The sequence below is a fragment of the Arenibacter aquaticus genome (assembly GCF_003957295.1).
Lineage (GTDB): Bacteria > Bacteroidota > Bacteroidia > Flavobacteriales > Flavobacteriaceae > Arenibacter > Arenibacter aquaticus.
In genome coordinates this window covers 823,418-837,639 of sequence record NZ_RQPJ01000002.1, presented here as the reverse complement: position 1 = coordinate 837,639, position 14,222 = coordinate 823,418, and the positions used below count along the sequence as shown (strand labels likewise).

Genomic DNA, 14,222 nt, shown 5'->3' with positions numbered 1-14,222 from the left:
AATTTGGATTATAACTTAGTGATGTGCATAACAAAGCCATTGTTGCTTTTCAGGTCTATGTTTAATTTTGAATTGGTGGTAACTTCTATTTCTTCAATTTTAACTTGAGTTCTGGTTTTAACCGTTTTATCATCTGTGTATACTTTGGCCTTATATATTGCACCGGGTTCTAAAAAGGAAAAACTTACTTCTACAAGCCGTGAAGTTTTGCCATTTATGCCCCCAATAAACCAATCCATGCCTTTTCTACGGGCTATCACACCTATTTCTCCAATATTAGCCTGCAATACCTTGGTTTCATCCCAAGTGGTAGGCACCTTATTGAAGAACTCCAATTCCGGCTCATTTCCAATGGTCTTGGTATCTCCCCACAGTCCATCGTCTTTAACCGGGGCTGCCGGAGCTTTATCATACCAATATAAAAACTGTAGGGGACTAAAAATGCAAACCGTTTTGGCTAATTGAGAGGCGTGCGAGCCCATTTTATCAACACGTTTATTATAATAGCATACCGTATTATCGGCCGCTCCTGCCAACATTCTGGTAAACATAGTTATTAAAGTATGTTCATTGGGTACGGTTTCCTCATCGCCACGGATACCTTCCTGAGTCAGCAGATTGGGATAGGTTCTAGAAAACCCTGTAGGTCTATATTCATCGTGCACATCCACAACCATTTTATACTCGGCTGCCTTTTTTATGGCTTGGTGCATCCAGGCAGTTGCATCTTGGTCACCCACACGTACAAAACCAAATTTAATCCCAGAAACACCCCATTCCTTGAACAAGGGCAATATCTCGTCCAATTGTTTTTCTAAAGCCCTACGGTTTACATACAGCATAACCTTAACGCCTTTTTCTTCGGCGTACTTACAAATAGCTTCAATGTCAAACGGACCTTTAGAGCGTTTGGGGTCTAAAGTAACCGTTGTGGCGTCAGAAGCATTGTCCATCTCATTCCCATACCAACCTGCATCAAAATGTACATATTGCATATTATGGCTGGCTACAAAATCGATAGCAGCAAATCCGCCTTGAGTTGTTAAGGTGCCCTCTCGAAGCACCTTTCCTGGGCTTATCCATGATTCGTCTTCTATTTCCGAAGGTGGATTTAAATTTTGGACAATGTAATTGTTCTCCAATAATTCGCCATAACTCCTCCCCATCATGATTACTCGCCATGGGGATCTAAAAGGTAGTTTTTTATGCACCTTAGCGCCTTCAACTTTGCTCTCTGCAATCACGGCTCCGGTAATGGTATCTTGTTTTTGCTCGTCTGTTTTACCATCAAGGGAAGACACAATGCTATATTTTGATGAGTTTCCCTTATTAAAACTTAATCGACCATAATCTACCAAGTGTGCTTCCGCCAAGGCAATTTTTACACTATCACCAATTTCAATTAACAATGGACGTTCTGCCCCTTTTTGTAATTTGGACAAAGGGATTTTACTATATTCCCCCTGCGCTGTTAACATTCCTTTTTCCCGTTTGGGAGTGGACCAAACGGGGTAATCTTCTAAAAAGTTGTAATGAATAGTTTCACTTAAACCTATTTCTTCCAAACCCTTTTGCTCAGGAACTTCATAGGCAAAAGCAACCCCTTCATCATAAGCTCTTGCAATTAGATTTAGTTTTGCCCTGCCCTGCTGTAAATATATTTTTGTTTGATTGTAATGGTTGGGAATACTACTCAATTCACTAAATCTTGAGTTCCAAGTAGTGTTTTCTGTAGTATGCTCCAATTTTTCTACAGATACTTTTCCCGAAAAATTCAACTCTTCTGAAAGTAATTCCAAAACTGAGGTTTTAATAACTTCTTGCTTACCGTAATACACCGAAAAAGAGAGGTCGTTTTGATTTTCGTCTTCCAAAAACACTATTTTTTTAGAGCTATCCGGTGATGATAATTCTATAATTTCTTTTTGCGTACAACTACTTAAGAGTATTAATAATAGGAATACTGGACTACACTTTTTAAATAATAGGTTCATCAACTTTATTGTTTTGCTTTAATTAAAATATTTTCAAAATTGGTCAGTGGCACTTAAAGCAGCACTACTTTTTTATCCTTTGTACTTTCCTAGCGCCTCACAGTCCTTAACAACGGATTTTTAAAATTACTGGCTGCCCTGCTGTCTTTCCCAAATGTGGCTATCGTTTAAAAGGGCCGTATATTCCTGCTGTAGTTCTTTTTTCAACCGTTCAAGAACCTCAGGTTTTTTTGTGGAAAGGTCATGTGTTTCAGATACATCTTGCTTTAGGTTATACAGAACAAAATCGCTAAGGGTGGCATTTTTCACCAAGGCCTCGTTCCCACGGTGAACATTTAGGATTTTTGGGAGATAACCATCTTCGCTTTTTAGTTGGGCCATTATTTTCCAATCCCCGCTGCGCATGGCAATTACATGTTGGTTAAGGGCATTGTAAAAACTCCATAACAAGGGTTTGCTACGGGTAACAGTCCCTGTACTTAAAAATGAGGTGATAGATTGACCATCCAATTCTTTCTTTGGTAAACCGGCCCCGGCCAATTCCGAAAAAGTTGGTAAAAAATCCAAAGCGGAAACTACGGCGTCCGAAGTTCCATTATAAGTTTCCTTCCCCAACCAATTTATTATACATGGCACTCTAAAACCGGCTTCGTTTGTCCATAATTTCATGCCTTTTAGATTGCCCGGGGAACCATAGGAACGCTTTGCCCTGCTATATCTCATTAGGGTTTCCGGACCGTTGTCCGAGGTAAATACAACAAGGGTATTTTTATCCAAGCCGTTATTTTTTAAATAGGTCAGCAATCGGCCTACGGCAATATCTACGTTTTCTACATTTGCGAAATATTCCGCTTCTTCAAGCGTATCGGTATATTCGAGGTATTTTTCCACCAAGGCTTCCGGAGATGCAATGGGTTCGTGGGGTTCATGAAAGGCAACCTCCAAAAAGAAAGGATTCTCTCCCTCTTTTTTGTCGAGCCATTGTATGGCCTCATCAACGATCAGCTGACTGCTAAAACCTTGCAGTTTACCCACTTGTTCCCCATTGCGGACAAAGTTTTTTGGATCTTTATGACTTGGGGAAGCATTGTTATGGGTAGCAAACCAATGCTCAAACCCAAAGTGGTCCGGTTGTGGCTGTTCATCGGAATTGAACAAGGAACTACCGTGCCACTTACCTACCAAACAAGTATTGTATCCTGCGGATTTAAGTAACTGTGGAATGGTTTCCTCCTCGGCTTGCAAATGCACCAGATCTTTTAAATCGTCCCTTTCCTTATGGCCACCAACAATAAAATCGTACAAGCCGGCCCTATTGGGGCTCCTACCTGTTAATAAACCTATCCTGGAAGGGGAACAGACAGGAGCGGCAGAATAGAAATTGGTAAGCTTAATACCAGATTCTGCTAGTTTATCCAGATTGGGTGTTTTAATAATAGGGTGGCCATAGGAGGAAAGATCCCCATAACCAAGGTCGTCACACAGCAGCACAACAATATTGGGCTTGGATTTGCCAAGTTGTTGTACGGCCTCGGGGGTAGATTTGCAGGATGTTATTATTAGGGAATATATCCCCAAAACAAATACTAAAATTCTCATATTGTAAAGTTTCAGTTTCTCCATACTTAAAGGCCTTGTTTTTTACTTTTTGCTCGTATTTCCCATAAGGCAATAAACAAAAGTCACTTGTTTAGAGCGTACTATTTCTAAAGTGATACGCTCTTCAATACTGAGACTTTTTTGTATTACAATTTTAATCAGAGTTTTAGTAAATGGGCATAAGCTATGGTTCAAAAGATATAAACTATAACTCATTTTGGCCAAAAAATAAATATAAGCCCCCATGGTAACCCTTTGTTTCTCCCGAAGGACAACATAAAGTTAGTCTTTATATCTACAGGTTTATTTAAGCCATTGGCTTAAGGTAAGTTTACAACAAACCGTATAAGAGGCGGGTAGAAATTACAAGTGGACTTCCTTTTAAGAACTTAAAAAGCAAAAAGGGGCAATTTCAGTGATTTTAAACAGCGGAAAGAGGAAGAAATGTATGGTAATTGGGATTTTTATTCAAAATCTACTTGAGTTCGAAGCCATTTTTTATCAAAAAACTTGGTTGGCCTACCTTATTTTTTTAGTGGAAAAGCACACTAAACTTGAGGCTATTTAGTGGGCAAATTTACAGTTTATAAATAGGTAAAAATACAAGTTCGGCCCAGGGTTGTTTTAGGGCATGTTTTTTAAGCTTTTTTAATAAGCTCCCTGTTTTAGAGGGTTGGGAGGCGTTAATGAGCAATAATTTATACCCTTTGCATCATAATTTAAACTCTTGGCCCTTAATTCTTTTTAACATTGGCTTAACAAATTTTGATGCAAAATCCGGGCATCAAAATTTTAAACAGATTAATTCAATAATAACTAGCAAACAACCATTTAAAATGAAACTTTATGATAACTGAAAAAAACAAACAAATTAGTTTAAAGAAAGCTACCAGATTACTGCTAATAGTAGGTTTATTACTCGGCGGATGCCCTGAGTTATTGGCCAGCGGTATTGCGGCTGTGGAAGGGGTTCCATTGAATGTAGCTAAGACCCAGGACCGGACCATTACAGGTACGGTAAGCAGTTCTGAGGATGGGATGCCCATCCCTGCGGTAAATGTGATAGTAAAGGGAACTACCAACGGAACCACTACGGATTTCGATGGTAATTTTGCCATTAATGTCCCTTCCAGCAATAGTGTTCTTGTATTTTCCTCTATGGGATATGCTACCAAAGAAATTGCAGTAGGGGCCAACAGCGTAATAAATGTAACACTGGATACTGATGTGAGTGCCTTGGATGAGGTGGTGGTAGTAGGCTATGGTTCTGCAAAAAAGGAAACTTTAACCGGTTCTATAGAGCAGGTAAAAGCTGAAGCTTTTGAAGATTTGGCAGTGGGTAGTCCGGCTTTGGCACTGCAGGGTAGAACTCCTGGTTTGGTTGTTACACGTACTTCATCAAGACCCGGTGACGAAGGTGTTAATTTTCTTATTAGGGGAGCTTCTTCCATAAATGGAATAGAGCCGCTGATTGTTATAGATGGTATTCCCGCTATAAATTCTTCTTCTTTTAATGATATGAACCCAAATGACATTGAAAACATAAGTGTTTTAAAAGGTGGTTCTGCTTCCGTCTATGGTTCACGGGCCGCTGGTGGGGTAATTCTAGTAACCACAAAAAAGGGTAAAGGTGATGTTAAGGTCGATATCAGTACAATTACCCGTATGGGAACTATAGGTATTCGCCCACCATCACCCACTATGTCTGAATATGGGCAGCTTTATGCAGCGGCAGCCAGAGAAGATTTAGCTTCTGGGAAACCACCTCGTTATTTCTTTTGGAACGACCTGGAAACAGTAGATAGAATTGCTGCAGGAGAAGAAGGATATTATGATTTACCTATTAATGGTAGAATATGGCTGGGAAATGCTCCAAGATTTGATGAAATGTTCGGTAACTCTTACTCTAGTCAACATAACATAAGTGTATCTGGAGGTACTGAAAAAAGTAACTTCCGTATTTCTGCGGGCTATGACGAAAATGTTGGTGGTTTAAAAGTTGCCGATGATAGTGCCGATAGATATAATTTCTCCTTAAACTATGGTGTTGATATTAGCGATAAACTAAGCTTAAATACCAATATTAATTATTTGCACAATAAATTTTCGGGACCAACCTCAGGATTGGCCAGGGAGGCTGCTACATGGGATGCACCTTTGTTTCCTACTTATAACCCAGATGGACAATATTACGCCAATTTTGGGGGTGTTAATATTACAGGTGATAGAAATGCAGTGGCGCAAGTAAAAGATGGAGGCCGGGAAAATAAAGCTGTTGAGCAGTTTAAAATAGCGGCACAGGCAACTTATAAATTCACGGACAATTTCAATTTTACGGGATCTTATGCCATTAGCAGGCAAAACAGCGAATATCAGGCATATGCGGTTTCTGTTCCACTTTATAGTTGGGACGGTGGTTTCTCCAATAATATAAATAATACAAGTTACATTCAAGAAGGAACAGGACCGGATAGGAATGACGGTAATATTACCTATAAGAACTACAAAGGAGTTTTAAATTACACCAATAGCTTTGGGGATCATAATTTTTCTGGATTATTGGCCATAGAAGCAGAGAAAAATGAATTAAATGAGTACAACATGAGGAGAAATGGCTTTGTTGATTATGGTGTGTACGATATAAATTTAGGTGCTACAGATCAACTTGTTACCACTTCCGGAGGGGGTAGTAGCTGGGGTTTTTTCGGATATATAGGACGTGTAAACTATGATTATAACGGCAAATATTTATTAGAACTTCAAGGTAGACGGGATGGATCGTCAAGATTTGCAGAAGGTGCCAAATGGTCTAATTATGGTAGTATTTCCGGGGGTTGGGTTTTAAGTGCGGAAGAATTTCTTAAAGACAGCGATGTTGTATCATTCTTAAAACTAAGAGGTGGTTATGGCGAATTGGGGAGTACTTCCGGTATTGGGAACTTTGGCTATTTGTCAACAGTTAGTTTTGGTACCACTGTTTTTGGCGAAACCAACGCAGGACAACAAGCAACTTCAAGGGCCAGTAGTCTATTTAGTAACACTACCACATGGGAACGTATTATTTCAAAAGAAATTGGTTTAGACTTTAGGTTGTTTAACAATAAGGTGTTCGGTTCTTTGGACCTTTATCAGAAAGACAATGTGGGCATGCTTGTTAGGGGTATTACCCCAGATGTACTTGGTACGGCAACTCCATTCACCAACATAGGTACCTTAGAGACCAAAGGTTGGGAAGCCATGTTGGGATGGCAAGGGAAAGTTGGTGATTTAGACTTTACCATAAGCGCCAATATGAGCGATTCCAGAAATGAAATTACGGAATATGACGGGGCTCAAACTATTTATGAGAACCTCAATGATACAGATAGATCACGAAACATTTTAGGAAAACCAATCAACTCATTTTATTTATGGGAAACAGATGGATATTTTGATAGCCAGGCTGAAGTTGATGCCTATTATGCCAGTCTAAACCCTGGAGGTATATTGCCGGCCCAATCTTCAAACGATGCTTTGCGCCCAGGGGATATGATTGTAGTAGACTCCAATGGGGATGGAAGTCTTGATAACGAAGATCTAACATATCATGGAGATGCGGCCGTACATTATGTTTATGGTTTAAATTTTGATTTAAAATACAAGAATTTTGATGTCAGTGCATTTTTCCAAGGTGCCTTGGATCATCAAATATACAGGGAAGGCTATTTTGCACAACCTTTTCAAGCAGAATGGCAGAACCAATCCAATACATGGTTGGGCAGAACATGGACAGAAGATAACCGCAATGCCGAGTTTCCTAGGCTAACTACCCAACGTGGATTATCTAGATGGAACTATAGAAGTAAAGACCATATTTTACAGAATAATAAATATGTTAGGTTAAAATCCCTTATTGTAGGCTATAATTTTAAAGGGTTGCAAATAGGGAATACACCTATTAACACAGTACGTGTTTATTTTTCAGGAAATGATTTATTTGAGTTTACCACTGTAAAGGATGGTTATGACCCAGAATTTCAACGCAGTTCAAATAACAGCGTATATCCGTTTATGCGTACATGGGCATTGGGTCTAAAAGTATCCCTTTAAGGCATAGATATTTAATACTTAAATTAAAAAACATACAAATGAAAAATATAATATATAAGGTACTACCATGTGTTATGGTACTCTTTGCATCTTGTGCAGACGAATTTATAGATTTAGCTCCACCAGCCTCCATTACGGACGAAGTTTATTATACCGAGGCCGAACATTTTTTAACAGGCTCAAACAGGTTTTATACAAACTTGATTGGATGGGGAGACCAAGGAATATATGCCGATCACGGTTCCGATTTGGTGGGTTATACAGAAGATAGTGATATGCAAATTTATAGCAGGGGGGACACCCAAGCACCAGAATCTGATTCTTATTATTCCGGAGCCTACTCGGCTATTAGGGATATGAACCTTTTACTTGCAAGAGCAGAGGAATATAGTGGGGAAGGAAGCATAGCAGAATACGTAGCGGCAACCAAATTTCATAGAGCCTGGCAGTATTTCTTTTTAGTACAACGTTATGGAGGTGTAACCTTGGTAACCGAACCTCTAGATGTTGATTCGGAAGAATTATATGGGCCACGTAATAGTAGGTATGAAGTGGTTGCCCAAATTTTAGCCGACTTGGATGATGCCATTGCCGGTTTACCTGCGGAACAGGAAATTAGTTCTTCTGATAAAGGAAAAATAAGTAAATGGGCAGCCATGGCATTTAAAGCTGAAGTCTTATTACATGAGGCAACATGGATGAAATATGTTGGAGATACTACCGATGGTGATGGTATTAGTACAGGAGCTGGTAGCGCTGGATTTGATACGGGCAATATAAACAACTATTTACAGGAGGTTGTGACCTTAACAAAAACGGTCATGGACCAAGGTGGTTATGAGCTTTGGAACCATAACGATGCCCTTGATAATTTGAGTTCAAATTTCTTGTTCAACCTAGAAGATGGTGGGTCTAACCCCGGTGGTTTTGATAAGGCATCCAATAAGGAGTTCATTTTTTATAACAAGTACGATTTTACTTTTAGACAAGCAGGGACACTTGTAAGTCATGTTTTTGAAGGAAGGGTAAAGCCCAGTAGGAAAATGATGGATATGTTCTTGTGCGATGATGGATTGCCAATAGACCAGTCACAAAGATTTATGGGGTATGCCAATACAGAAGATGAGTTCCAGAACAGGGATTTAAGGATGAGGGCTTATTTTACATACCACAAAAATCTTGGAGAGATACCGGAAACCGGAGATGTAACATTAAATGGAACAAATAATTTTGGATATTTCAATTCAAAGTTCATGAGTTGGAAATGGGGTACCGATGAGGCATACAGGGCAACAACAACTGAAGCCTATGACATGCCTTTTATACGCCTGGCAGAAGTATATTTAATGTATGCAGAGGCCTTGTACGAATTAAATGGAAGCCTTTCGGATGCCCAAATGAATGAGTCAATCAATTTAGTGAAAGCCAGGGCCGGTTTACCACCAATTAGTAATACTTTTTTAACGGTAAATGGAATGGACATAGGAACAGAAATTAGAAGGGAACGTACCATTGAGCTTTATGCAGAGAGCGCAACAAGGTTTAATGACCTAAAACGATGGGGAATTGCCGAGGAAGAATTAGGTGAAACCATATATGGTGCTGTTATAGAAGGTACTGCTTACGAAGGAAATACTGCCTTATATGATCCAGCTGCATATGGTTTCGGAGAAGGAACCACCACAACAGGAGTTGGTCCTAGAAGAGCTGTCATAGTTCAGCCTTCATCGATTCGTAATTTTTCCAGAAATAATTACTTATTCCCGCTTCCAACATCCCAAACAGGTTTAAATGATCAATTACTTCAGAACCCTGGGTATTAAAAATAGGTTTTAGTTAGTTTGTTAAAAGCAGCCATGACATATGTTATGGCTGCTTTTTTTGGCCTTATTAATATCAAGCCCCTTAAGGCAGATATGGCACTACACCCACTTCAGCTGGGTACACCTCTCAAGGATTCTACTTCTCCCCCGCCTTTTCTTTTTCCTCCATAAACTCCGTTGGGGTCTTATTAAAGAGTTCTTTAAAAGTTTTGCTGAAATAGGCCGTAGAGTTAAATCCGCTCATATAGGTTACCTCCTTTATGGTATATTGTTTGGCCTGCAATAACTCGGAAGCATATCTAAGCCTTATGCTGCGTATAAAGTAGCTGGGGTTATTGCCGGTGAGCGAGTTTATTTTGCGGTAAAGCTGGGACCTACCTATTCCTAGTTCTTTGGAGAGGTCCTCCTGTTTAAAATCTACATTGTTTATGTTTTCCAGGATGATCTTGGTGGCCTTGTCCAAGAAAACTTCGTCCATATTATTGGTGGTCACCTCGGCAGAGGGGATTAAACCGCCTATTTCCGAAAACCGTTCCCGCAGTCTATTTTTGGCAGCCAATAAGTTACTTATTCTGGCTTTTAGAACACTGGTGACAAAAGGTTTGGACAGGTAGCCGTCGGCACCGCTCTTATACCCTTCTACCTTATCGTTATCCAAGCTTCGGGCGGTGAGCAACAATACCGGGATATGGCAGGTGTCAAAGTTGGTCTTAATTTCCTTACAGAGCTCAAAACCGTCCATTTTGGGCATCATTACATCACTGATAATTAGATCAGGAAAGGCTTTTTGGGCTATTGTTAATCCCTTGACCCCATTGGCGGCTTCCTTAATTATATAATCATTTTGTAAATCCTTGACCAGGTGCTTGCGCAGTTCGCTATTATCTTCCACAATCAGGATGGTAGACCGTTTGGAATCACTAACTAAATCTTTTTTGGTAGATGGCGAAGACTCATCATTAACAATACTCATTTCATAGTCTACGGCATTCATGGAATTGATAAGGAATTCATTTTTTACATTCTCAACATTTTCCCATTCAGAATCCAGATTTATGGGCAGTTTAACGGTAAAGGTGCTCCCCTTTTTAGGCCGACTTTCTACTGTAATCTCTCCCCCATGGATCTCTATCAGGGCTTTTGTAAAGTTTAAACCTATACCCGTTCCGGTTGTGGTACTGTCCGGGTGATAAAAACGGCTGAAAATATTTTTTAGTTGCTCTTTTTCCAATCCCACCCCATTGTCCGAAATTACTATTTCTACATAGTCCTTTAATCGCTCCTTCTTTGACCAAAACCAACGTTTTCCATTGCCCTTGGATGATTTTTTGTTGACCATGACGGTAATGGTGCCCCCCCTTTTGGTAAATTTTATTGCATTGGAAATGAGGTTGGTGATTATTTTTTCAACCTTGTCAAAATCAAAAAGAGTGGTTATTTTTTGGGTATTGGATTCAAACTTGTAATCCAAGTCTTTTTTAGCGGCCAAGGGCACAAAAAGGGAGAAAATATCCTCGCAGAATTTTATAATATTACCTTGTTCCAATTGTAAGGGCGACATGCCCACGTCCATTTTTCTATAATCCAATAATTGGTTTACAAGGTGCAATAGCCTTCTTGCACTTCTCTGAATGGTTAAGGCAGAAGTTTTAATTTGATCGGAATCGGATACACTTCCCAATATTTTGTCTACCGGGTTAAGTATTAAGGTTAATGGCGTTCTAAACTCGTGGGAAACATTCACGAAGAATTCCAGCTTCATTTGATCCAGTTCACTTCTTTGGGATGCCTTTACCTGTAGCGTATAGTAATTGATCAATGCCCAAAACAATAGGCCTCCCACAATTATGTAAATAATTTTCATCCACCAGGTTTTCCAAAAAGGGGGCAGTATCTCTAATGCTATTTTGGAAGAATCGGCATTGTCCCATTGGCCATCCAAAGAGGCCTTAACCTCAAAAATATAATTACCAGGCTCTAAATTGGACAGGTTAACCACCCTATTGCTCCCCGTATCAATAAAACTATCATCCAATCCATGCATTTTATAGGCATATTGGATCAGCTCAGGGTTTTCAAAATGAAGGGCTACGAATTCAAATGAGATATAATTTTCATTGTAATTTAAAGAGAGTTTCTTGGTCTCGTTTATCGATTTGTTTAACAGTACTCTCCCATTAATGGAATCGCCCGGATATATATCGGTGTTATTTAATTTAAAACTGCTAAGCTGTGGACTAAGTTTTGGTACGGATTGTTGACCAAAATTATTGGGGTCAAATAGATTAAAACCGTTGATGCCCCCTATAAGGATACGTCCGTCATGCAACTTTTCAATAGACTTGCTCTGGTATTCCAAACCCTGTAGTCCGTCGTGTTCATTAAAATTCCTAAATTGATCCGTATTGGGGTTTAGTAGGGAAAGTCCACTTTTAGAGGTTATCCATAACTTATGACTCTCATCTTCTTTAATGCCCACAACAAGGTTGTTGGGTAGTTCGTTCTTGGTGGTGTAGGACTTTATGAGTTTTAAGTCACCATCCAACTTAAAGATTCCGCTGTCTGTTCCCAACCATATATTTCCCACATGGTCTTCGGTTATATAATTAATACCTGTGCCTTCAATACCATTGGCCTGGATTTGTTGAAATTGGATCTGTTCAGGAGCGTATTCCTCCAATTGATCCAGGTCCAGGTAATTTAAGCCGAGTGAAGTACCAATTAACAACCTGTTTTTGGAATCTATAAAAAGACAGAAAACAAAATTACTGGCTAGTCCGTTCTCATTTTGAACTGTATTTTTATAATTGTTGAAATGTCCGGTATTGGGATTTAACAAGCTCAGCCCTTCTGTCCTTAGTCCAAACCAAAGCCTGTTTTTGTCATCTTCAACTCCTGTCCATACAGAACTTTCGCCAATAGAATTAGGATCCGCAGGTTTATGGACAAAACGTTTAAACGTCTGGAGTTCGGGGTTAAACTTATTTACTCCACCATCCAAGGTGCAGATCCAAATAGCGCCATCGGAAGATTCAAACGTATATAATATTTTGTTGGAACTTAAGGAATTTGGGTTTTTGGGGTCATGGCTATAATGTGTGTATGATAGTTGTTCCTCATTAAATAGATTTAGCCCTCCGTTGTAGGCACTTATCCATATTCGTTCCTTGGAGTCCTCCAAAACAGCCTGTACAATCTTTTCATTGAGCCCTTTTTCATTGTTTGGTTGGTAATAATAGTGGCCAAAGGAATATTTAGATGGGTCTAGTTTGCTTACACCCTTATCATAACTTCCTATCCATAAAATGCCACTTTTGTCTTGGTAGATTACCGATGGCTTGTTGTTGGGTAGTGAAAAGGAATCAAAAGGATCGTTAAGAATATTTTGAATGTTAATTTTTTCGTCCTTATTAAAAAGGAAAAGCCCATGCCCGTCTGTGGTAACCCACACCGTGCCGTTTTTGTCTTGATAAAAATCCCGTACTGGTATATCGCCCTCAACCAAAGAAAGATGTGAAAAACTGTTATCTTCCCTGGACCACAATATAATATTGGATAAATTGTTGCCTATCCAAAAATCGTCATTATAGTCTATAAACACATTTTTTGGTATGTGGTTAAGTTCATAGGGTTCGGAGACATTAATATGCACCCTGTCAAAATTATTCTTTTGGGGGTTGTAGCGATTTAAATATTGTCCATTGGTAACAAACCATAAGGCATTTTTACGGTCCTTAATTATGAAATTTACACTGTTGTTGTCCAGGGTATTGGGATTGGAGGCCTCATTTAAATAATAGGATATCTCTAACGGGTGTCCATAGCCGGGATTATTGGTTAGGTCTATTTTAATGACACCATTATTGGTGGCTACCCATAGGTTATTGGACTCTGGGCTATATAACAGGTCATTAATTATTTTTCTGGGACTTTTGGAAAGGGATTGATCGCCGTATAAATTAATGCGATGAAACTTATAGGTGGTTTTATCCAGAAAATTAAGGCCGTTGCTGGTCCCTACCCATAGGTTGCCAAATTTATCCTCTGTTATGGTATTGATTCTGTTGTTGCCTATAGAAGTTGAATCGTTTAATATAGAACGGTATATTTCAAATTCATAACCGTTATACTTATTTAGACCGTCAATGGTGCCAAACCACATAAACCCATCACTGTCCTGAAAAATAGTAGTACATGTACTGCTTGAGAGACCATCAATGGTGTTTAAATTTTCAAATTTGAGATTCTTAAACTGTCCCCATACTGAATAGGGCAGGCAACAAACCAAAAAAAATGTACAAATACGTATGATCATTATTTACTGTTGATGTTATAAAACTTTTTGGCCAAGCCTATGAAATTGAAAATATAGTATTGTGATATCGCAAGCTGGGCTTGCGAGTTCTTTACAATACAAGATAAGCACAAAAATATAAATCAATACATTAATGGCATTAACCTCCTTCTTATATATAATGTCCGTCCAACATCTATTTTAACATATATTATTAAACATGGCCAATGTACCTAATTGCCAAGGTCTGTATGAGTGATGATAGGGCATTCCGGACTCTTATTATAAAGAGCAATTTTAGCTAAAAACGTTATTCTAGGTATCCATGTTATCCACAATGGAATTTTAACCAAATGCTTTGGATGATGTCTTAGGGTTGGAAATAACCAAAGAAAAAACGAGCCAGGAAAAGGACCTTATAGT

General features: G+C 39.1%; 5 protein-coding genes. 2 read left to right on the top strand and 3 right to left on the bottom strand.

The genetic code is table 11. The features are described 5' to 3' along the window. Positions 1-8: 8 nt before the first annotated feature. Both EHW67_RS06315 and EHW67_RS06310 read right to left on the bottom strand, forming a co-directional pair. Positions 9-1,994 (bottom strand): glycoside hydrolase family 97 protein, encoded by a 1,986-nt coding sequence (locus EHW67_RS06315; RefSeq protein ID WP_126161508.1) that lies wholly within the window; start codon positions 1,992-1,994, stop codon positions 9-11. 126 nt (positions 1,995-2,120) lie between these two features. Then, complete coding sequence (locus tag EHW67_RS06310) at positions 2,121-3,593, bottom strand: sulfatase-like hydrolase/transferase (protein WP_126161507.1); 1,473 nt, start codon at positions 3,591-3,593, stop codon at positions 2,121-2,123. An 846-nt stretch (positions 3,594-4,439) separates the two neighbouring features. Here EHW67_RS06310 and EHW67_RS06305 point away from each other — a divergent pair. Then, positions 4,440-7,682, top strand: coding sequence for a SusC/RagA family TonB-linked outer membrane protein (locus tag EHW67_RS06305; protein ID WP_126161506.1), 3,243 nt, complete (start codon positions 4,440-4,442; stop codon positions 7,680-7,682). A 38-nt stretch (positions 7,683-7,720) separates the two neighbouring features. Next, positions 7,721-9,505 (top strand): RagB/SusD family nutrient uptake outer membrane protein, encoded by a 1,785-nt coding sequence (locus EHW67_RS06300; protein ID WP_158285086.1) that lies wholly within the window; start codon positions 7,721-7,723, stop codon positions 9,503-9,505. A gap of 136 nt (positions 9,506-9,641) precedes the next feature. Here EHW67_RS06300 and EHW67_RS06295 read toward each other — a convergent pair whose 3' ends face one another. Further along, the gene (locus EHW67_RS06295; protein WP_126161504.1) at positions 9,642-13,820 is read right to left on the bottom strand and encodes a hybrid sensor histidine kinase/response regulator transcription factor; all 4,179 of its coding nucleotides are present in this window, start codon (positions 13,818-13,820) and stop codon (positions 9,642-9,644) included. Positions 13,821-14,222 lie beyond the last annotated feature (402 nt).